This window comes from Streptomyces sp. NPDC055962, from assembly GCF_042270185.1.
In the GTDB taxonomy this organism is placed as follows: domain Bacteria; phylum Actinomycetota; class Actinomycetes; order Streptomycetales; family Streptomycetaceae; genus Streptomyces.
This window is the reverse complement of sequence record NZ_JBHJYN010000010.1, coordinates 214,363-233,873: the sequence shown is the minus strand read 5'-3', so window position 1 is coordinate 233,873 and position 19,511 is coordinate 214,363. Positions and strand designations below refer to the sequence as shown.

General features: G+C 72.9%; 18 protein-coding genes. 9 read left to right on the top strand and 9 right to left on the bottom strand.

Annotated features, from left to right (window positions below; genetic code table 11):
- Positions 1–13 precede the first annotated feature (13 nt).
- Together ACFC51_RS26505 and ACFC51_RS26500 are read left to right on the top strand one after the other, a co-directional pair.
- On the top strand, positions 14–733 hold the full coding sequence (locus tag ACFC51_RS26505) for a futalosine hydrolase (protein ID WP_376531159.1): 720 nt from the start codon (positions 14–16) through the stop codon (positions 731–733).
- A complete protein-coding gene (locus ACFC51_RS26500) occupies positions 705–1,610 on the top strand; it encodes a 1,4-dihydroxy-6-naphthoate synthase (RefSeq protein WP_376369274.1) in 906 nt (301 codons plus the stop codon). The genes ACFC51_RS26505 and ACFC51_RS26500 overlap by 29 nt, the downstream gene beginning before the upstream one ends.
- A gap of 35 nt (positions 1,611–1,645) precedes the next feature.
- Here the strand turns inward: ACFC51_RS26500 and ACFC51_RS26495 are convergent, their stop codons facing one another.
- Entirely contained in the window at positions 1,646–2,029 is a 384-nt protein-coding gene (locus ACFC51_RS26495) for a cold-shock protein (protein WP_329231467.1), read from the bottom strand.
- A 165-nt stretch (positions 2,030–2,194) separates the two neighbouring features.
- Here ACFC51_RS26495 and ACFC51_RS26490 point away from each other — a divergent pair, with 165 nt between their 5' ends.
- Entirely contained in the window at positions 2,195–2,431 is a 237-nt protein-coding gene (locus ACFC51_RS26490) for a hypothetical protein (protein WP_376369275.1), read from the top strand.
- A gap of 16 nt (positions 2,432–2,447) precedes the next feature.
- Here ACFC51_RS26490 and ACFC51_RS26485 read toward each other — a convergent pair whose 3' ends face one another.
- The 4 genes from ACFC51_RS26485 to ACFC51_RS26470 all read right to left on the bottom strand — a co-directional run bounded on the left by ACFC51_RS26485 (position 2,448) and on the right by ACFC51_RS26470 (position 8,249).
- Positions 2,448–4,094 (bottom strand): bifunctional aspartate transaminase/aspartate 4-decarboxylase, encoded by a 1,647-nt coding sequence (locus tag ACFC51_RS26485; protein ID WP_376369276.1) that lies wholly within the window; start codon positions 4,092–4,094, stop codon positions 2,448–2,450.
- A 33-nt stretch (positions 4,095–4,127) separates the two neighbouring features.
- Complete coding sequence (aspT, locus tag ACFC51_RS26480; RefSeq protein ID WP_376369277.1) at positions 4,128–5,831, bottom strand: aspartate-alanine antiporter; 1,704 nt, start codon at positions 5,829–5,831, stop codon at positions 4,128–4,130.
- Between the two features lies 1 nt (position 5,832).
- A complete protein-coding gene (gene aspT / locus ACFC51_RS26475) occupies positions 5,833–7,509 on the bottom strand; it encodes an aspartate-alanine antiporter (RefSeq protein WP_376531158.1) in 1,677 nt (558 codons plus the stop codon).
- A 113-nt stretch (positions 7,510–7,622) separates the two neighbouring features.
- Positions 7,623–8,249, bottom strand: a complete 627-nt coding sequence (locus ACFC51_RS26470; RefSeq protein WP_376369279.1) for an HAD family hydrolase — start codon at positions 8,247–8,249, stop codon at positions 7,623–7,625.
- Positions 8,250–8,457: 208 nt separating this feature from the next.
- Between ACFC51_RS26470 and ACFC51_RS26465 the strand changes: the two genes are divergently transcribed.
- The 5 genes from ACFC51_RS26465 (at position 8,458) to ACFC51_RS26445 (ending at position 13,089) form a co-directional block, all read left to right on the top strand.
- Complete coding sequence (locus tag ACFC51_RS26465) at positions 8,458–9,012, top strand: hypothetical protein (protein ID WP_376531155.1); 555 nt, start codon at positions 8,458–8,460, stop codon at positions 9,010–9,012.
- A gap of 115 nt (positions 9,013–9,127) precedes the next feature.
- The gene (locus ACFC51_RS26460; protein WP_376531152.1) at positions 9,128–10,138 is read left to right on the top strand and encodes a FecCD family ABC transporter permease; all 1,011 of its coding nucleotides are present in this window, start codon (positions 9,128–9,130) and stop codon (positions 10,136–10,138) included.
- Positions 10,135–11,220, top strand: coding sequence for a FecCD family ABC transporter permease (locus ACFC51_RS26455; RefSeq protein WP_376369282.1), 1,086 nt, complete (start codon positions 10,135–10,137; stop codon positions 11,218–11,220). Before ACFC51_RS26460 ends, ACFC51_RS26455 begins: the two co-directional genes overlap by 4 nt.
- Positions 11,217–12,107, top strand: coding sequence for an ABC transporter ATP-binding protein (locus ACFC51_RS26450; protein WP_376531150.1), 891 nt, complete (start codon positions 11,217–11,219; stop codon positions 12,105–12,107). Before ACFC51_RS26455 ends, ACFC51_RS26450 begins: the two co-directional genes overlap by 4 nt.
- A gap of 1 nt (position 12,108) precedes the next feature.
- Positions 12,109–13,089 carry an ABC transporter substrate-binding protein gene (locus ACFC51_RS26445; protein ID WP_376369284.1) on the top strand — a complete coding sequence of 327 codons (981 nt, stop codon included), beginning with the start codon at positions 12,109–12,111 and terminating at the stop codon, positions 13,087–13,089.
- 35 nt (positions 13,090–13,124) lie between these two features.
- Here ACFC51_RS26445 and ACFC51_RS26440 read toward each other — a convergent pair whose 3' ends face one another.
- From ACFC51_RS26440 to ACFC51_RS26425, 4 genes are all read right to left on the bottom strand, one after another.
- On the bottom strand, positions 13,125–14,039 hold the full coding sequence (locus ACFC51_RS26440; RefSeq protein WP_376369285.1) for an SDR family oxidoreductase: 915 nt from the start codon (positions 14,037–14,039) through the stop codon (positions 13,125–13,127).
- A gap of 358 nt (positions 14,040–14,397) precedes the next feature.
- Positions 14,398–14,943 carry a TetR/AcrR family transcriptional regulator gene (locus ACFC51_RS26435; protein WP_376531148.1) on the bottom strand — a complete coding sequence of 182 codons (546 nt, stop codon included), beginning with the start codon at positions 14,941–14,943 and terminating at the stop codon, positions 14,398–14,400.
- Positions 14,944–14,952: 9 nt separating this feature from the next.
- Positions 14,953–15,534, bottom strand: a complete 582-nt coding sequence (locus ACFC51_RS26430; protein WP_376369339.1) for a sugar O-acetyltransferase — start codon at positions 15,532–15,534, stop codon at positions 14,953–14,955.
- Positions 15,535–15,737: 203 nt separating this feature from the next.
- Positions 15,738–16,853 (bottom strand): hypothetical protein, encoded by a 1,116-nt coding sequence (locus ACFC51_RS26425; RefSeq protein WP_376369287.1) that lies wholly within the window; start codon positions 16,851–16,853, stop codon positions 15,738–15,740.
- A gap of 64 nt (positions 16,854–16,917) precedes the next feature.
- Here ACFC51_RS26425 and ACFC51_RS26420 point away from each other — a divergent pair, with 64 nt between their 5' ends.
- Complete coding sequence (locus ACFC51_RS26420; protein ID WP_376369288.1) at positions 16,918–19,389, top strand: helicase C-terminal domain-containing protein; 2,472 nt, start codon at positions 16,918–16,920, stop codon at positions 19,387–19,389.
- Positions 19,390–19,511 lie beyond the last annotated feature (122 nt).

Here is a 19,511-nt window from a genome sequence, read left to right as displayed (position 1 = left end):
GAGGACCACCGCCGTGCGGGTGCTTGTCGTGACCGCCGTCCCGGCCGAAAGGGACGCGGTCACGCGTGCGTTCGGGGGTGAGCCCACGGTGCGCGCGGTGCCGGGCGCCGAACTGCACCGGGCGGGTCCGTACGACGTCCTCGCCGGCGGTGTGGGCCCGGCAGCCGCGGCTGCCGCCACCGCCTGCGCCCTCGCCGCCGCGCCCGCCACCGAGCCGTACGCGCTCGTGGTCTCGGCCGGTATCGGCGGCGGCTTCGCTCCCGCCGCGCCCGTCGGCTCCCTCGTGGTGGCCACCGGCATCGTCGCGGCGGACCTGGGCGCCGAGACCCCGGACGGCTTCGTGCCCGTCACCGGCCTCGGCTTCGGCAGGGACTCGTTCCTGCCGCCCGCCGCCCTCGTACGGGACGTGGCCGGGGCCACCGGCGCGGTGCCGGGCCCCGTCCTCACCGTCTCCACCGTGACCGGCAGCGCGGCTCGCACCGCCGCCCTGCTGGCCGCGCACCCCGGAGCCGTCGCCGAGGCCATGGAGGGCTTCGGCGTCGCCGAGGCCGCAGACAGGTTCGGCCTGCCGGCCCTGGAGCTCCGGGCCGTCTCGAACGCCGTGGGCCCGCGCGACCGCGCGGCCTGGCGCATCGGCGACGCCCTCGCGGCGCTCACCGGGGCGTTCGGGAAGACCGCACCCGTAGTGGAAAGTTGGACCCTTCATGACCGACTCGACCGACACCGTGACTGACACCGCGACCGCCTCCGCCGGCGCACCGCTCCCCGCGCTGCGGATCGCCTTCTCGCCGTGCCCGAACGACACCTTCGTCTTCGACGCCTGGGCCCACGGCCGCGTCCCGGGCGCGCCCGCCCTCGATGTCACGTTCGCCGACATCGACCTCACCAACGGCATGGCCGAGCGCGGCGAGTTCGACGTCCTGAAGGTGTCCTACGCCGTACTGCCGTGGGTGCTCGACGAGTACGCCCTGCTGCCCTGCGGCGGTGCCCTGGGGCGTGGCTGCGGGCCGCTCGTCCTCACGAAGGAGCCGGGCACGGACCTGACGGGGAAGACCGTCGCCGTGCCGAGCGAGCGCTCCACCGCCTACCTGCTGTTCCGGCTGTGGGCGGCCGAGGTCGTGCCGGGCGGTGTGGGCGAGATCGTCGTCATGCCGTTCGACGAGATCATGCCCGCGGTGCGCGACGGCCGGGTGGACGCCGGGCTCGTGATCCACGAGGCCCGCTTCACCTACCAGAACTACGGGCTGCACAGCCTCGCCGACATGGGGCAGCACTGGGAGTCGACCACCGGGCTGCCCATCCCGCTCGGCGCGATCATCGCCAAGCGCTCGCTGGGCCAGGAGACGCTGGAGCGGCTCGCCGCGTCGGTCCGCACCTCGGTGCGGATGGCCTGGGACGACCCGGAGCGGTCACGTCCGTACGTCCTGGAGCACGCCCAGGAGATGGACCCGGCGGTGGCCGACCAGCACATCGGTCTCTACGTGAACGAGTTCACCGCCGACCTCGGCGAGAGCGGCTACGCGGCGATCCGCGGCCTGCTGACCCGGGCCGCGGCCGAGGGCCTCGTCCCGGCACTGGCCCCGGACGCGCTCTCCGTCACCGCGCGCTGACAGCGGAGGCCGGGCCGCTCGGGCCCGGCCGTCCGTCAGACGTCGAGCTGGTCCGCGACCGCCCTCAGCAGACCCGCGATCTTCGCACCGGCGGCCTTGTCGGGGTAGCGGCCCCGCTCCAGCATCGGCGTGATGTTCTCCAGCACCGTCGTGAGGTCCTGCACGATCGAGGCCAGCTCGTCCGGGCTGCGCCGCTGGGCGGCGGCGACGGACGGGGTGGGGTCGAGGATCACGACGGACAGGGCCTGGTCACCGCGCTGGCCCGCGACCACACCGAATTCGACGCGCTGACCGGGCTTGAGTGCCTCGACGCCGGCCGGGAGTACGGAGGAGTGGACGAAGACGTCGGCGCCGTCGTCGCGCGAAAGAAAGCCGAAGCCCTTTTCCGAATTGAACCATTTGACCTTACCCGTGGGCACGTCTGTCCTCGTCCTCGTACTCGTCGGTGTGCGGGAGAGCCGTGAAAGGGCTCCGGATAGCAGTACAGCGGGTCTGTGACCCGCCGTGTCCCAGGCTAATGGCCCTGGAGCCGGACACAAGACGTCGCCGACCGGTTCCGCCGAGCGGGGAACTACCCTGGCCGGGTGAGTACTACTCCTTCAGGTGCAGGCGACCGGCTCGTACGGGTCGGCGCGATCGTCTTCTTCGTCGGCGCACTGGCCACCCTCGTCACCGTCGCCCCGCTGTTCCTGGGCACCGACCCCTTCCCGTCCGTCGCCTACGCGGTGTGCATGCTCATGGGGGTGGGCTTCCTGATCGCGGCCGCCGGGGTGGTGCGGTCCGTGTGGAAGAGCTCCCCGAAGCGGGCCGCGACGAGGTAGCGGCCCGCCCCGCCCGCTACGCGGAGCGCCACTCCTGCGCGTACTCGTCGAAGATGACGCGCAGGTGGTGGCCGATCTTCAGGTAGTCGAGGTCGTCCAGATTGGCGAGCGAGACCCGGACCGACCACTCGGGGCCGTCGAAGCCTCCGCCGTTGAGCAGCACCACGGAGGTCTGCTCGGCGAGCCGGAAGAGCGGGTCGACGGGCTCGTAGTTCTGCTCCAGGAAGGCGGCGAACTCCTTGCCGTGCACGCGCTCGGCCTCCGCCAGCAGATCCAGCTCGATGTAGTAGGCGGCCCGCTTCGGGTCCTCCGAGATCTTCATGTGGACGCCCTCCAGGAGGAGGTCGAGCCGCTGCCGGACAATGGCGCGAATCCGGTGCTTGTAGTCCTGGCCCTCGTCCAGCATGTCGAAGAGCGAGAACAGCGCCATCATCACCTGCTGCGGGAGCGAGAGCCCGGCGGTGTGGTTCAGCGCCACCTGCCGGGAGTCCGCGACAAGGCGGTCGATGAAGCGGATCTTCCCCGGCTCCAGCGACAGCGTCCCGTACCGCTTCTCCAGCCGCGCCTTCTGCTCCGGGGACTGCGCGGCCAGCATCTCGTCGATCACGTTGTCGTCGTGCAGTCCGATCACCCCGAGCCGCCAGCCGGTCGCGCCGTAGTGCTTGGAGTAGGAGTAGACGAGCAGCGTGTTGCGCGGCAGGTCGGCGGCGAGGGAGCGGAAGCCCTCCACGAAGGTCCCGTACACGTCGTCGGTGACGATGATCAGGTTCGGGTTGCGCTCGGCCACCAGGGAGACGATCTGCTCGGAGACCCGGGTGGAGAGGGCGAGCGAGGGCGGGTTGCTCGGGTTGACGCAGCAGACCATCTTCACGGACGGGTCGGCGAGCTTCTCGATCTCCTCGGTCGGGTAGCGCCACTGGCGCACCCCGGTCTCGGTGAAGAGACTGGCCTCCACCCTCACCACGTCGAAGTCGTAGGTGTCCAGCTCCGGGATCTCCAGGTACGGGGTGAACACCGGGACCATCAGGGCGATCCGGTCGCCCTTCTCCAGAATCCCGTTCTTCATCAAAGAGTCGAAGATGTAGCACATGGCCGCCGTGCCGCCCTCGGTGGCGAACAGGCTCATCGTCTGCCCCTCGGGGGGCCGGTGGTCGAACATCTCGTCCGCGAGGTAGCCCCGCACGATCTGCTCGGTGTGGCGCAGGATGCGGTCCGGCACGGGGTAGTTGTCACCGACGGATGAGTCGGCCAGCTCGTGCACGAAGGCGTCGGGCACGAAGCCGAAGCGCTTCACCGCCAGGTCGATGCACGCCTTCAGCAACTCGATACCGGGCAGGGCCGGGTTCGTGCGGACGAAGTGTTCGAAGCGCGCGGCGCAGCCCGACTCCTCGGGCATGCCGCCCAGGTTGTCGGCCGTCCACACCCGCCTGGACTCGCTGATCGCGAAGTATCCGAGTGCGTGGTACGCCTCGCGGGGGCCGGTGGCCACCCAGTTCGGGTTGCCCCGGCCCGCGTTGAGCATCGCCTGGGCGGCCATGCCCTTCTGGCCGGCCTTGTCGCTCTGCGCCTCCGTCGCGATCTGGATGAACTTGTCCTTCAGCTCGAAGGGGGAGAGCTGGGCGAAGGACCGGATCTCTTCCCGGCTGAGTCTCGTCTTCGGCATGGTGGTGTCCGCTCCCGTGCAGGTCGTGTCGGGTCAGTGGTTGAGAAGGACGATCACGGCGCCCCACACCGTCAGCAGGACGTTGCCGACGGCGTACGGGATCGTGTAACCGAGGGTGGGGATCTGGGATCTGGAGGTCTCGTTGATGGCCCCGATCGCCGCCGTGGTGGTCTGACCGCCCGCCAGGACGCCCATCAGCACGGGGAAACGGATCTTCTGGACGTAGTGCCCGACCAGGAAGCCCACGATCAGCGGGACGACGGTGGCGACGGCGCCCAGGACGAGCAGCCCCCAGCCGGCGGAGGACAGCCCGCTGGTGAAGCTCGGCCCGGCGTTGATGCCGACGACGGCGACGAAGACGCACAGCCCCAGCGTGTCCATGAACCACTGGGCACCGGGCGGGACGTTTCCGTACGTCGGATACTTTCCGCGGATCCAGCCGAAGACCAGGCCCATGATCAGGCCGCCGCCCGAGGTGGACAGCGAGATCGGCACCCCGCCCGCGGTCAGCGCCGGGATGCCGATGCAGCCGCCGAGGAAGATGCCGAGGCCCACCCAGACCATGTCGGTCGCGAAGCTCGTCGGCACCGGCTTGCCGAGTGCCTTCGCCGCCGGGCCCACCAGCCGCTCCGGTCCGGTGAGGACCACCGTGTCACCCCGCTCCAGCTCGGTGGAGAGCCGGTAGGGGAACTCCGCCCCGGCCCGGTACAGCGTGTCGACGTAGACGCCGACCATGAACGGCTCCCGGCGCAGCTCCTCGATCGTCCGGCCGAGCTGCGCCTTCTCGGACGCCACCACGTGCAGCGTCTCGGTGCGGTAGCCGAGCAGTTCGACGTCGTCGGCCTCGGTCCCGATGTGCGTACGGGGGTCGAAGGCGACCAGGTCGCCCCTGATCGCGCTGACCGCGACGGTGTCGCCCACCTTCAGGACGCGGGACTGGTCGTGGTCCAGGACCGTGCCGTCACGCCGGACGGCGGTGAGGTAGACGCGGCGCCCCAGCTGCTTCTGCTGGTCCTCGAAGTCCGCCACGGAGCGGCCGGCCAGGTCGGGGCGCTCCACGCGGTAGGCGCGCAGCACCACCTCGTAGTAGCCCTCGCCCTCGTCCGGGCTGTCGTTCGGGGTGTCCATCTCGGCGGCGAGCTCGGCGCTCTCCTTCGCCAGGTCCCTGCGGTAGAGCTTGGGCAGCACGTTGGCCAGGAGCATCGCGCAGAGGATGGTGCCGAGCGGGTACGTCACCGCGTACCCGACGGCCACCAGGTTCTGTTCGGACTTCGCCTCGGCGGAGGAGAGCCCGGGCAGGGTGCCGATGGCATCCTGGGCGACACCGATGGCGGCCGACTGGGTGAGGGCCCCGCTCATCAGGCCGGCGCCGAGCCCCGGACCGTACCCGAGCAGGCTCGCGAAGAGCCAGGAGACCAGCAGCCCCGTCACACAGACGACGACCGCGTTGACGACCTGGGGCAGGCCGTCCTTCCGCAGCCCCCGGAAGAACTGCGGGCCGACGCGGTAGCCGAGGGCGAACAGGAACATGATGAAGAACAGGTTCTTCACCGTGTCGTCGATCTCCACCTTGAACTGCGCTCCCAGCACCAGCCCGGCGACCAGGCAGCCCGTCACCGCGCCCAGCGCGATCGCCCGGTAGCGCACCTTCCCGAGGAGGAAGCCGAGCGCGATCACGACGAAGACGAGCAGTTCCGGGTGGGGCTGGAAGATGTTGCGGTTCAGGAAGTCGACCATGTCAGGCCCCCAGTACGCCGACGAGGATCGGCCCGGTCAGTGGGAGCAGGAAGTTGGAGAGCGTGTAGGTGATCGTGTAGCCGAGGAGCGGTACGGAGCTCTGGGCCACCTGGGTGATGGAGGTGATCGCCGGGGTGGAGCACTGCTGTCCGGCGATGGCACCGATCAGGAGCGGTTTCTCGATCTTCAGCAGCTTGCGCCCGACGACCAGTGAGATCGTCGCCGGGATGAGGACCATGGCGATCCCGGCGACCGGCAGCAGCGCCCCGTACTCCTTGAGCAGCGGCCAGGCCTGCGGTCCGGCTGCCAGCCCGGTGCAGGCGATGAAGACGGCCAGGCCCATGTCCTTCAGGGTGCTCGCGGCCTGCGGCGGGAACGCGCCGAAGGTCTGGCTGCGGGAGCGGAACCAGCCGAAGACCAGTCCGGAGATCAGGCAGCCGCCGCCGGTGCCGAGCGACAGCGGGACGTCCCCCGCCTTGACCACGATCTGGCCGAGCAGGGAGCCCGCGACGATGCCGAACCCCAGGTAGATGAAGTCGGTGGAGTCGTTCTTCACCACCGCGCCGAGCTTCGCCACCAGCCGGTTCAGCCCGCCCCGGGCCCCGACCAGGGTGAGCACGTCGCCCCGGGCCAGTGTCGTCTCCCCGCTCGCGGGCAGGTGCTGGTCGTTCCGCAGGACGTCGGTGATGTAGACGCCGTCCTTGCGGAACTCCGGGTGACGCTTCTGCAGGCGGTCGATGGACGCGCCCACGGTCTCCTTGTCGGTGACGGCGACCTGACTGGTGGCCAGCGGGGTGTCGAGTCCCGGCACGGCGGGCGTCTCGGGGCCGATCTCCCGGCCCGCCTCGATGATGGCCGACCGCAGGCCGACCACCTGGACCAGGTCGCTGAGCGTCAGCTCCAGCCCTGGGTCCGGGGTGAGCAGCTTGCTGCCGCGCTTGACCCCCTCGACCGTGATCCGGCCGCCGAACGCGCTCTGCAGATCACCGACCGTCCGGCCGTCGGCCAGGGTCACCAGGTAGGTGCGGCCGACCATGCCGGGCAGCGCCTCGCGCTCGTCGGACTCCAGACCGCCCCCGCCGCCCCGCATCTTCTCCCACAGTTTGCGCGAGGCGTCCGCGAGGTTGATGCGGAGCAGCATCGGCATGATCTGGCTGGTGTAGAGCACGATGGTGATCAGGCCGAACAGGTAGCAGACCGTGTACGCGGTGGCCACGTGCCCCTGGTACTGGGAGATCTGGTCGGAGGTCAGGTCGCTGAGCTTGCCGATGGCCTCGGTGGCCGTGCCCACGACGGCGGACTCGGTGGCCGCTCCCGCCAGGATCCCGGCGGCGGTGCCCACGTCCAGGTCGAAGGCCTCGGCCAGTCCGTAGGCGATGCCGAGGACGCAGACCAGCTCGATCAGGCAGAGCGCGAAGAAGCGCAGACTGCTGCGGTTGAGGTTGGCGAAGAACTGAGGGCCGGCCATGTAGCCCAGCGAGAAGATGAACAGGGCGAAGAAGACCGTCTTGACGTCGTCGTCGACGCTGATGTGCTGGGTGCCCAGGAGCAGCGACACGATCAGGGTGCCGCAGATGCCGCCGAGCGTGATGGGCCCCACCCGGAGTTTGCCGACCAGGTAGCCGGCCGCCAGGCAGAGGAAGAGGGAGAGGGCGGGATTGTCACGGAGAACACCCACCCCGCCTCACCCGCCGATCGGGCAATACGGATGCTTTAGAGACATAAAGGTGAAATTAACAGCACTGCTGCGGGAGGGCACCCGTGACAGCGCCGGGAGTGCCGTCCCGCCGGTCACTCCGCGGCGAAGCTCCGCAGCCAGGCGGGGAAGGCGGTGAGGTCGGGCAGGATCACGTCGGCGCCCGCCGCCCGCAGCTCCTCCTCGTCGCACGGGCCGGTCGTGACACCGACCGACAGGGCACCCGCCGCGCGCGCCCCCCGTACGTCCCCGGTGTGGTCGCCGACGTAGATCCGCGCACCGTGCTCCAGGAGCGCCTCCGCCTTGCCCTCGGCCCAGAGGCCGCCGATCACCGTGTCCGCGGGGATGCCGAGGTGGGTGAGGTGCAGCTTGGCGTTCGGCTCGTACTTGGCCGTGACGACCATCGACTGTCCGCCGAGCGCCTGGACGGCCTCGACGGCCTCCCGGGCGCCGGGCATCGCCGTCGTCGGCACGATCGCCCGGTCCGGGTAGATCTCGCGGAACCGGTCGGCGGCCGCCGGGATCGCGTCGGCGGGGAACCAGTGGGACATCTCCTCGGCGAGCGGCGGGCCGAGCCGGCTGACGACCAGGTCGGTGTCTATGTACACACCCGTCTCGGCTGCCAGCGCCTCGTAGACGGCCTTGATGCCGGGCCGGGAGTCGATGAGGGTCATGTCGAGGTCGAATCCGACCGTCAGAGTGGGTGAAGGCATGGGGTCCATTGTGCCGAGTGCCGCGGCGGACCCGGCGGGGCCGGCCCGCGCGGGGCCCTCGGGGCGGGGCCCGGGGGCCTGGGGGCGCCGCCGACGGGGACCCGGGGACTGGGACCGCCGGGGCCTGGGAACGCCGCGACGGGGACCCGGGGGGCCGGGGGCGCCGCCCTGCGGGCAGACTCGCCGCAGCCGCCCCTCCCCTGCCGAGGAACGAGAAGTGACCCCGTACTCCCTGGCCTTCTATGTCCACACCGTCACCACCGGCACGATCCTCGGCCTCCGGCCGGACGACTCCCCGGACCGGGTCGCCGCCGTCATGGGCACGGACTACGCCGAGAGCGCCTTCGGCCGGCGGGCCCTGCTCCGCGACTACGGCCTGGCCGAGTTCCACTTCCACCGTGACCGCGGCGGTGCCCCCTGGGCGGGGCACCACTTCAGCCTCCAGGTGCACCGGCTCGCCCGCCGCGACCGCGCCGTTCCGGGCGAGGTGCTGCGCGCCCGCTACGGGCGATTCGCACCCCGGCTGCGGTTCGAGAAGCTCCAGCGCCTCCTGGACCGGCGCGGCGTCCCTCTGGTGGAGATCCCGGAGACCCCGGCGAACGGGCCGCAGTACCGCACGTTCTGGCAGCCCGGCTCCCGCACAGCCGTCTCCTTCATCGCCGTACGGGGGGACGGCGACCGGCCGGGAGCTCCGCCCGCCGGTGACGTGTACAGGATCCACGCACCGGTGACCGCCGCCGAGGTGGAGCTGCGCGCGGCCCGCGCCCGGTGACGGAGGCCGTAGGCACCCTGCCCGTCCCCACAGGGCGCGCATAGACTTAGCCAAGCCTTACCTCCCCTTTCCGGGGTTTGCCTCCCTTCGTTCGTGCTCACCCCGATTGGTGCCGATGGCAGCCGCCGCTCCACGCCTGTCCAGACGCGCGCTCGCGACCGCTGTCGCCGTCGTCGCGCTGCTGCTCTCCGTCCTGCTCAGCCTCGCCGTGGGGGCGCGGACCATCGCGCCGTCCGCGGTCCTGGACGCCCTGCTGCACGGCGGGCACTCCGACGCCGCCGAGGTGATCCGGCAGATGCGGGTGCCGCGCACCGTGATCGGGCTGATGGTCGGCTCGGCGCTCGCCCTCGCGGGCACGGTGCTCCAGGGCATCACCCGCAACCCCATCGCCGACCCCGGGATCCTGGGGATCAGCCAGGGCGCGTCGGTCGCCGTCGTCCTGGCCATCGCCTACGCGGGGGTCCACACCCTCACCGGCTACGTCTGGTTCGCCTTCGCGGGGGCCGCCGTCGCGTCCGTCGCCGTGTACGCCATCGCCTCCCGGGGCCGCGGCGGTGCGACGCCGGTGAAACTCGCACTGGGCGGGGCCGCCGTCAACGCGCTGCTGGTGTCGGTGACCATGGCGGTGCTCACGACCAGGGCGTCGGCGCTCGACGAGTTCCGCTTCTGGCAGGTGGGCTCGATCGCCGGCCGCGAGGCGGAGGTCGCCCAGCAGATCTGGCCGTTCCTGCTGATCGGCACCGTGCTCGTCGTGTCCGTGGCGCGCGGGCTCGACGCGCTGGCACTGGGCGAGGACGTCGCCAAGGGGCTCGGACAGAACGTGGGGGCCGTACGGGTCGTCGGCGGCATCGGGGCCACCGTGCTCACCGGCGCGGGCGTCGCGGCGGCCGGTCCGATCGCCTTCGTCGGTCTGGCCGTGCCGCACATCGCCCGCGCCGTCGTGGGCGGCGACCACCGCTGGGTGCTGCCGATGGCCGCCCTCATCGGCCCGGTGATGCTCCTCGTCTCCGACGTCGTGGGCCGGGTCCTGTTCCCGCCGGGCGAGGTCCCGGCCGGCGTGATGACGGCACTGATCGGCGTCCCGTTCCTGGTCACCCTCGTACGCCGGAAGGCGGTGCCCGCATGAGCGCGGACACGGCAGTGCCCGTACGGACCCCGGTCCGGCCCGCCGGCTACCGGGTCGTGCGGGTCGGGAAGCGGGCCCGCTTCCTGCTCCACCGGCGGGCGGGGCTCGTGGCGGTGGCCCTGGCCGTCCTGCTGGCCGCGGTCTGCGTCGCGTACCTCTGCGTCGGCGAGAGCTTCGTGGCCCCGGCGGAGGTCGTCAGGGTCGTGCTCGGGCAGCCGTCCCCCGACGAACTGGTCGTGGGCACGCTGCGGCTGCCGCGCATGGTGGTCGGTCTGCTCGTCGGAGCGGCGTTCGGGATCGCCGGGGCGCTGATCCAGACCGTCGCCCGCAACCCGCTCGCCAGCCCCGACATCATCGGCATCAGCCAGGGGGCGAGCGCCCTCACGGTCGGCGCGATGACCTTCGGCCTCACGTCGTACGCCGTCCTGCCCTCCCTCTCCGTCGCCGGTGGCATCGCCGCGGCAGCGCTGGTGTACGTCTTCGCGTGGCGCGGCGGGCTCCACGCGACCCGGTTCGTCCTCATCGGGATCGGCTTCGCGATCGCCCTGCGCTCGGTGACGACCCTGTTCCTGACGAAGGGCGACTACCTGGTCGCCCAGCAGGCGCAGATCTGGATGACGGGCTCGCTCAACGGCCGCGGCTGGGACGAGGCCGCGCCGATCGGCTGGACGCTCCTGATCCTGCTGCCCGCCGTGCTGTGGGCGGCGCGGGCGCAGCGCACCGTGGCGATGGACGACGACACCGCCACGGCGCTGGGCGTGCGCCTCGGCCGCGTGCGGCTGGGTCTCGTCGCCCTCGGGGTCGTCCTGGCGTCGGTGGCGACGGGGACGGCGGGACCCGTCGACTTCGTGGCGCTGCTCGCCCCGCAGATCGCCCGCCGCATGACGCGCACGGCGCAGATCCCGCTGCTCTGCTCGGCCCTGCTCGGCGCCGTGATCGTGGTGTCCGCGGACCTGCTGGCCCGCAGGCTCTTCTCCCCCACCGAGCTTCCGGTGGGGGTCCTGACGGCGGCGGTCGGCGCCCCGTATCTGATCTGGCTGATCATCCGTGGCCACGGTGGCCGCGCTGGAGGCAACGCATGACGACGACCCGTTCCACGGAGACCGCCACGGACACCGCCGCCGCCGCGTCCCGGCTCACGGCCCGTGCCCTGACCCTCGCCTACGACGACCGCACCGTCGTGCACGAGCTGGACCTGGCCGTACCCGACGGGCAGGTGACCGTCATCGTCGGCCCGAACGCCTGCGGCAAGTCGACGACCCTGCGGGCGCTCGGGCGGCTGCTGAAGCCGGCCGGCGGCTCGGTCCTGCTGGACGGCACGGAGCTCTCCCGGATACCCACGCGCACGATCGCCCGGTCCGTGGGGCTGCTCCCGCAGACGCCCGTCGCACCGGAGGCGATCACCGTCTCGGACCTGGTCGCCCGGGGGCGTCAGCCGCACCAGCGCTGGTGGCAGCAGTGGTCGGACGAGGACGAGCGCGCGGTCACGGACGCCATGGAGCGCACGGACATCACCGCCCTCGGCGACCGGCCGGTGGACGAGCTGTCCGGCGGCCAGCGCCAGCGGGTGTGGATCGCCATGGCGCTCGCACAGGACACGGACCTGCTGCTGCTCGACGAGCCGACGACGTACCTCGACATCGCGCACCAGGTCGAGGTCCTGGACCTGGTACGCCGACTCGCCGCCCCCGCGGCGGACGGCACCCGGGGGCGGACCGTCGTCACCGTCCTGCACGACCTCAACCAGGCCGCCCGGTACGCCGACCACCTCGTCGCCATGAAGTCCGGCCGCATCGTCGCCGAGGGGCGGCCCGGGGACGTCGTCACCGCCGGGCTCGTGCGCGAGGTCTTCGGCCTGGAGGCCGTCGTCGTCCCGGACCCGGTCACGGGTTCGCCGCTCGTCGTCCCCGGCGCGCCCTGGAGCCCCGCCCCGCTCTCCGCCCCGCCCTCCTCCGGAAAGGCTCTCTGACATGCCCTTCTCGTCCCGCCCGGCCGTCGCCGGTTCGCTGGCCCTGACTGCCGCGCTGGCTCTCACGGCCTGCGGCTCCTCCGGTTCCGGCTCGGACTCCGGCTCCGACGGCGCGGCGTCCTCCTCCGACGGCACCCACACGGTCGCCACGGCCATGGGCAACATCAAGGTCCCCGTGGCGCCGAAGAGGGTCGTCGTCCTGGACACCGCCGAGCTGGACTCCGCACTCACCCTCGGCGTCACGCCGGTCGGTGCCACGCACACGGGTACGGAGTCCGGCTTCCTGGGCTATCTGCCGGAGGACGAGGTCGCGGGCATCGAGGACGTCGGGGAGATGACGACGCCGAACCTGGAGGCCGTCGCCGCGCTGAAGCCGGATCTGATCCTCACCAGCAAGCTCCGCCACGGCGACGTGTACGACGAGCTCTCGGGGATCGCGCCGACCGTGATGACGGAGAACACGGGCTACCCCTGGAAGGAGAACTTCCAGGTCCACGCCAACGCGCTGGGCAGGGTGCCGGCCGCCGAGAAGGTCATCGCCGCCTACGACCAGCACGTCGGAGAGGTCACCGAGGCGCTCGGCGGCAAGGAGAAGGCCGCGGCCACCGAGGTCAACGTGGTCCGGTTCGTCGAGGGCGCCGACATCCGCGTCTACGGCCGCCGGAACTACATCGCGACGATCCTCGCCGACGTCGGCCTCGGCCGGCCCGCCGTCGTGGACAAGGCGAAGGACGGCTTCTCGTACGACGTCAGCCCCGAGAGGATCGACCAGGCGGACGCGGACGTCGTCTTCCACTCGACGTACGGGGACGCCGAGAAGTCCAAGGAGACGCAGACCCTGGGCAGCGGCCTGTGGAAGACCATGGACGCGGTGAAGGACGGCAGGGTGTTCCCCGTCGAGGACGAGCTCTGGATCCAGGGCATCGGCTACACGGCGGCGGACAGGATCCTGGACGAGCTCCGGGCCGACCTGACGACGTAGGGCGGGGGACTCGTCCCCGGGCCGTGGCGAGCGGCTCAGCGGTAGCCGGTCGCGTCGGCGGGGCCGCCGACGTCCTGGACCTCGGTGAGGTAGCGCCAGGCGTCCGGCCGGCTGCCGTCGAGGTCGGTGAACCCGTACTCCCGCGCCAGCCCGCCGCTGGACAGCGACTGCCCGTTCCACCGGCTCACCCCGGGATCGGCGGCCAGCGCGGCGACGGCCCTCCCCGTGTAGCGCGGCGTCTCCGAGATGCAGAAGTGCGGCACCCGGTCGATGGCGTCACGCCAGGTCTCCTCGGTCACCTCGAAGTGGTCGAGCATCATCTCCGAGCGCATCCACCCAGGGGTCAGAGCCACCGCGGTCGCGCCGCGCGGGCCCAGTTCGTGGCCCAGGGAGAAGCCCATGCGGAGGACCGCGGTCTTGGCGAGGTCGTAGAAGAAGGAGTTCCGGTAGGTGTCCCGGTTGTACGCGGCGGTGCCGTCGGTCATCTCGACGACCAGCCCGCCCGTGCCGCGCAGCAGGAGGGGGAGAGCGTGGTGGCTGGTGACGGCGTGCGTCTCCACGGCGAGCCGCAGCAGCCGCAGCCCCTTGTCCAGGTCGTGCTCCCACACCGGGGTGTCCCAGGCGAAGAGGTGTTCACCGCCCCAGATGTCGTTGACCAGCACGTCCAGCCGGCCCTGCTCGGCCGCGATGCGGTCCACCAGGGCGCGGACCTGTGAGGGGACCAGGTGGTCGGTGGGGACCGCGATGCCGTTCCCGCCCGCCCCGGTCACCAGGTCGGCGGTGTCCTCGACGGTCTCGGGGCGGTCGTACTCCGACCGGCGGGTCCGGGTGCTGCGTCCGGTGACGTAGACGGTGGCCCCGGCTGCGCCGAGCTCGACCGCGATCCCCCTGCCCGCTCCCCGCGTCGCCCCCGCGACGAGAGCGACCTTTCCGTCGAGTGCCGCTGCCATGTGTGTCCTCCCGGACCGATCCGTGCGCCGGGACGCGGCGGGACGCTCCGCTGCCCGTGCGGGCGGCGGAGACACCATGGTTGCCCGGAAACCGGACATCTTCTGTCGTCATTGCCGCGCCGGTTCGCCGTGTCCCGCCGCGTCCCGCCGAGGACCGGGAGGGCGGGAGAACCGGGGAGGACCGGGGAGGACCGGGGAGGACCGGGGAGGACCGGGGAGGACCGGGGAGGACCGGGGAGAACCGGGGAGAACCGGGGAGGACCGGGGAGGAACCTGTGGGGTGCGGGGTCAGGTCCGCACCCCACAGGTGGTTCGGGGACGTGCGCGTGCGCGCGATCCGGCACCGGCGGCCTCCGCCCTAGCCGCCGGAGGTCATCCGCAGCACCGCCAGCCGCGTCAGCCGGCGCTCCTGCGGTTCGGTGTCCAGCGCCCGGTGCAGGGCGAGCCCCTCGATCAGCGCGTCGAGCTGACGGGCGGTGTCCGGGTCGAAGTGCTGCTCCAGCAGCCGGCGGCTGCGGTTCATCCACGCGTGGGTGAGCTCGCGGTACTCGTCGCGCCGGGCGGCCAGGGTGTAGAGCTCCTGGGTGAGGACGAGTTCGCGGCGCGGCCCCTCGGAGAGCAGGTGGATGAGGTCGATGACCGCTTCACGGGCCTCCTCCGGACTCCCGGCCCGGCCCAGGTGCAGCTCGAAGACCGCCACGATCTGGCCGGCGAAACGGGTGAATGCCTCGCGCAGCAGTTCGTCGATGCCGTTGAAGTGATACGTCATCGACCCCAGCGGCACATCGGCGCGCGCGGCGATCTTGCGGTGCGAGACGCCGGCGACTCCCTCGTCGGCGATGTGGTCGAGCGTGGCGGCGAGGATCCGCTCGCGCCGCTGGGGGTCCGTCCGTCCGGTGGCCACGGGGCGGGATCAGACGCTGCGGACGACGCGCGCGGGGTTGCCCACGGCGACGACGTCGGCGGGGATGTCCTTCGTGACCACGGCACCGGCGCCGATCACGGAGTTGTCGCCGATGGTCACCCCGGGGCACACGATGACCCCGCCGCCGAGCCAGACGTTGTCGCCGATGGTGATGGGGAGAGCGGCTTCCAGCTTGTCCCGGCGGGGCCCGGGCTCGACGGGGTGCGTGGGGGTGAGGAGCTGGACGTTGGGGCCGATCTGGCAGTCCTCGCCGATGGTGATGCGCGCGACGTCCAGCGCGGTGAGGTGGTAGTTGACGAAGGTGCGGGCGCCGATGGAGATGTTGCTGCCGTAGTCGACGAAGAGCGGCGGGCGCACGTCGACGCCCTCGCCCACGGACTCCAGCAGCTCGGCCAGGACACCCCGGGCCTCGTCGGCGTCCTCGGTGTAGACGGCCTGGAAACGGGCCGCCAGACGCATCGCCCGCTGCTGCCTCCGGGCGATCTCGGGATCGTCGGCGATGTAGAGGTCGCCCGCGAGCATGCGCTCCAGGTGCGTACGCGGATCGTCGGCGAAGTAGTCCATCGGCATCGGCATGCGTACGACCGTACACCTTAAGGCGTACGGTCGTACACTCCCCGGGGCGTCCGGACCCGTGTCCCGGCGTGAGGGGCGCCGGGCCCTGCGCGCGCCGCCCTGTCGCGCCTGCCGGGCCCGCCGGGCCAGTCGCTGCCGCCCCGTCGTCGGCGCGCCGCCTGCGCCTGCCAGCCTCGATCCGTCAGCCCGTCGGTCCGTCAGCCCGTCAGCCTGCGGGCCCTCCACACCAGATAGAGCGCCGATGCCACTGCCGCGATGCGCACCACCACGGGCCAGACGTCCGTCATCGCGTCGCCCATCGCTCCCTCGGCGAGCGGCTCGCCCCAGCGGCCCTCCATCCGCCCCCACAGCCAGACGAAGGCGCCGGCGACGACCACGCCCGGCAGACCCAGCGCGACCCACTTCGCCTCCGCCCGCGAGAACTTGCGCGAGCTGTACGCCAGCAGCCAGCCACCCGCGAGGGCCAGCCACGACCCGAGGACGGCGCCGGCGACCAGCAGCGCGGCGGCCAGCAGCAGCAGCGGATTGGAGAGCCGGGGCCGCGCGGCGGCCCCGGCGTCCACGGCGGCGGCCTTCCTGGGCCGACGCAGCCGCAGTCTCCTACCGGGCCCCGGCGGCGGAACCGGGGCGGCCTTCTCGTCCGGCTTCGTGTCTTCGTCCGTCTCCGACGGCGCGCGCGGAGCAGGGGCCTTCGGCGCGCTCGGCATGCCGAAGAGTTCCGGGCTCTCCAGCCCGCCCACGAACCCGGGCACGGCCGTGCCCGGGCCCGACACACCCGGACCGCCCCGCTCGGCCTCGCCGAACGGCCCCGGCTCGATCCGCCACCACTCGGGCTCACCCCCGGACGGCTCCTGGCCCAGCCCCGCCATGTGCGGCGCGGAAGCCGCGGGCCAGTGCGGGGCGGGCTCCCCGGGCCGCGGTTCCCCGGGCCCCCGGTCCACGTGTCCGGCCGTCGGGGCCTCCGGCGACGCGCCCTTGCGCGGCACGTCTTTCCTGAGCAGCCCCCGCCGCGCCCGGGGGACCTCGCGCGCGCCTCCGGCGTCCGCGTCCGCCCGGGGCGAGGGGAGCGACACCTCTCCGTCCACCGACTCGGCCGCCGCGGCGACGAGTTCACCCGGCGCCCCCAGGCGGCCGATGATGCGCCGTACCACCGCCGGAGAGTCGGTTCCGTCCGTGCCGCGCTGCCGGTCGATCTCGCCCCGCAGCGTCGCGACGAGTCTCATCCGGGCGCCCGAGGACAGCTGTTGCTGCTGCGCCAGGTCACCGACCCGGCTGAGGTAGTCGTAGACAAGCTGGTCGCTCTCGATCCCCACGCGCTGGTTCTCCCTCCACCCGCCCTGCCCCGACGGTAGCGTTCCAGCGGCTACCGTGGGACGGATGGGGACGACCACACCACCGCGCACGCTCGCCGAAGCCCTGCGCGCCCGGGGCGACGAATCGCTGGCAGGGCTGCTGCGTGCCCGCCCCGACCTGCTCAGCCCCGTGCCGAACGACATCACGCAGCTGGCGACGCGGGCCGGCACACGGGCCTCCGTCGTCCGTGCGCTGGAGCACCTCGACCGTTTCGCCCTGCAGACCGCGGAGGCGCTGGCCGTGGCGCCGGACCCCGCCCCGTACGACACACTGCTCGCGCTCCTCACGGGCGACGGGCAGGACGACGGCGACGGGCGGGACGACGCGGGCGCGGCGATCACCGCCGCCCTTCCGGCCGCCCTCGCGACCCTGCGCGAACAGGCCCTGGTCTGGGGCGAGGACGCCCGGCTGCACCTCGTGCGCACCGCCCGCGAGCTGCTCGCCCCCTCTCCGCAGCACCCCTCCCCCACCGGTCTCGGCCCGACCGTCTCCGAGGCCACGGCCGGTATGTCGCCCGGCAGGCTCCAGGAGATCCTGACCGCCGCCGGGCTGCCGGCCACCCACGACCCGGTGTCCGCCGTCACCGCGCTGGCCGGGCTCTTCACGGACCGGACGAGGATGGCGGAGCTGCTGGACACCGCCCCCGTCGAGGCGCTGTCCGTGCTCGACCGGCTGGTCTGGGGCCCGCCGTACGGGGAGGTCACCCCGAACCCCGCCCCGCCCGTGCAGTGGCTGCGCGACCGCGGCCTGCTGCTGCCCGTGTCGACGCGCACCGTCGTCCTGCCGCGCGAGGCGGCGCTGCATCTGCGGGCCGGCCGCGCCCACCGCGTGCCCGAGCCCGTGGCGCCGGCGCTCGTCGCCGCGGCCGAGCGCGATCCCCAGGCTGTGGACAGAGCCGCGGCGGGCCAGGGCTTCATGGCCCTGTCCACCGTCGAGGAACTGCTGAAGCTCTGGAACAACGGCGGCCCCGCCATCCTCCGCGCGGGGGGCCTGAGCGTCCGCGAGCTGAAGCGGGCCGCCGTCGCGCTCGACGTGTCCGAGAGCGTCGCCGCGTTCTGGATCGAACTCGCCTACGCGGCGGGCCTGCTGGCCTCCGACGGCGAGACCGACGAGCGGTACGCGCCGACCCCGGCCTCCGACGAGTGGCTGGACCTCCCCGCCCAGGACCGCTGGACCCACCTCGCCACCGCCTGGCTCGCCGCCACGCGCACCGCGGGCCTCATCGGCGGCCAGGACGCCAAGGGCCGTGCGCTGTCCGCCCTCGGCCCCGACCTGGACCGCTCGGCCGCGCCCGAGGTACGCCGCCGGGTCCTGGCGCTGTTCGCCTCGCTCCCGCCGGGCACCGCTCCCGACCCGCAGACCCTCCTCGCCCGGCTCCGCTGGGAACGCCCGCTGCGCTCGACGGGACCGGGCGGGCCGGCCGGCCCGGGCGACGCCTCCGACCTCCGTTCCCGGATCGCCCTGTGGACGGTCAACGACGCGGAGATGCTCGGCATCACCGGCCGCGGAGCCCTCTCCTCCCAGGCCCGCGCCCTGCTCGACGAGGGCCCCGACGCCGCAGCCGCCCGCCTCGCCCCGCTGATCCCCGAACCGCTGGACCACGTCCTGCTCCAGGCCGACCTCACCGCGGTCGCACCCGGACCGCTGGAACGCCCGCTCGCCGAGATGCTGTCGGTGCTCGCCGACGTCGAGTCCAAGGGCGGCGCGACGGTCTACCGCTTCACCCCCGGCTCCGTGCGCCGCGCGCTCGACGCCGGCCGGGCCGCGACCGACCTGCACGCCTTCCTGGCCACCCACAGCCGTACGCCGGTGCCGCAGCCGCTGAGCTACCTCATCGACGACGTGGCCCGCCGCCACGGCCATCTGCGGATCGGCGCCGCCTCCGCGTACGTACGCTGCGACGACGAGGCCGTGCTCAACGAGATCCTGGCCGACAAGCGGTCGGCCACCCTGCGGCTGCGCCGCCTCGCCCCGACCGTCCTGGCCGCACAGGCCGACCCGGGGTCGCTCCTCGACGGGCTGCGCGAGATGGGGTACGCCCCGGCCGCCGAGTCCGCCGAGGGCGACGTCCTGATCACCCGCGCGGGCGCCCGCCGCACTCCGCCGCGTACACCTCCCGTGCCCGTCCCCGAGGGCCCGCCGGTCCCGGACGACACCCTGCTCGGTGCCGCCGTACGGGCTGTGCGGGCCGGGGACTCCGCCGCCAGGGCCGTCCACAGGGACACCCCGGACACAGGCGGGGCGGGCGGCGGCTCCCTCCCCCGCACGACCCCCGCCGAGACCCTCGCCACGGTGCAGGCGGCCGCGATGACCGGGTCCGCGGTCTGGATCGGCTACGTCAACGCGGAGGGCGCGGCCAGCCAGCGCGTCATCGCCCCGGTCAAGGTCGAGGGCGGCTTCGTGACGGCGTACGACCACACGGCCGACGAGGTCCGGACGTATCCGCTGCACCGGATCACGGGCGTCGCGGAGCTCGCCGACGAACAGACGACCTGACGGGCCTGGCGGTCCGGACGTCCTGACGGGCCCGGCGGCCTGACCGGGGCGGCGGTCCGCGCGTCCGACGGCCGCGGCCTGGCGTTCCTCCCCCCGCGGCCGGCGACGCGCCGACGCGCATT

What these genes read in the sequence shown, in the direction of transcription:
- ACFC51_RS26440 (WP_376369285.1), bottom strand. Translation starts at nt 14,039, where the DNA reads ATGGCAGCGGCACTCGACGGAAAGGTCGCTCTCGTCGCGGGGGCGACG.
- ACFC51_RS26470 (WP_376369279.1), bottom strand. Translation starts at nt 8,249, where the DNA reads ATGGACCCCATGCCTTCACCCACTCTGACGGTCGGATTCGACCTCGAC.
- ACFC51_RS26485 (WP_376369276.1), bottom strand. Translation starts at nt 4,094, where the DNA reads ATGCCGAAGACGAGACTCAGCCGGGAAGAGATCCGGTCCTTCGCCCAG.
- aspT (WP_376369277.1), bottom strand. Translation starts at nt 5,831, where the DNA reads ATGGTCGACTTCCTGAACCGCAACATCTTCCAGCCCCACCCGGAACTG.
- ACFC51_RS26420 (WP_376369288.1), top strand. Translation starts at nt 16,918, where the DNA reads ATGGGGACGACCACACCACCGCGCACGCTCGCCGAAGCCCTGCGCGCC.
- ACFC51_RS26430 (WP_376369339.1), bottom strand. Translation starts at nt 15,534, where the DNA reads ATGCCGATGGACTACTTCGCCGACGATCCGCGTACGCACCTGGAGCGC.
- ACFC51_RS26445 (WP_376369284.1), top strand. Translation starts at nt 12,109, where the DNA reads ATGCCCTTCTCGTCCCGCCCGGCCGTCGCCGGTTCGCTGGCCCTGACT.
- ACFC51_RS26500 (WP_376369274.1), top strand. Translation starts at nt 705, where the DNA reads ATGACCGACTCGACCGACACCGTGACTGACACCGCGACCGCCTCCGCC.
- ACFC51_RS26450 (WP_376531150.1), top strand. Translation starts at nt 11,217, where the DNA reads ATGACGACGACCCGTTCCACGGAGACCGCCACGGACACCGCCGCCGCC.
- ACFC51_RS26460 (WP_376531152.1), top strand. Translation starts at nt 9,128, where the DNA reads ATGGCAGCCGCCGCTCCACGCCTGTCCAGACGCGCGCTCGCGACCGCT.
- ACFC51_RS26455 (WP_376369282.1), top strand. Translation starts at nt 10,135, where the DNA reads ATGAGCGCGGACACGGCAGTGCCCGTACGGACCCCGGTCCGGCCCGCC.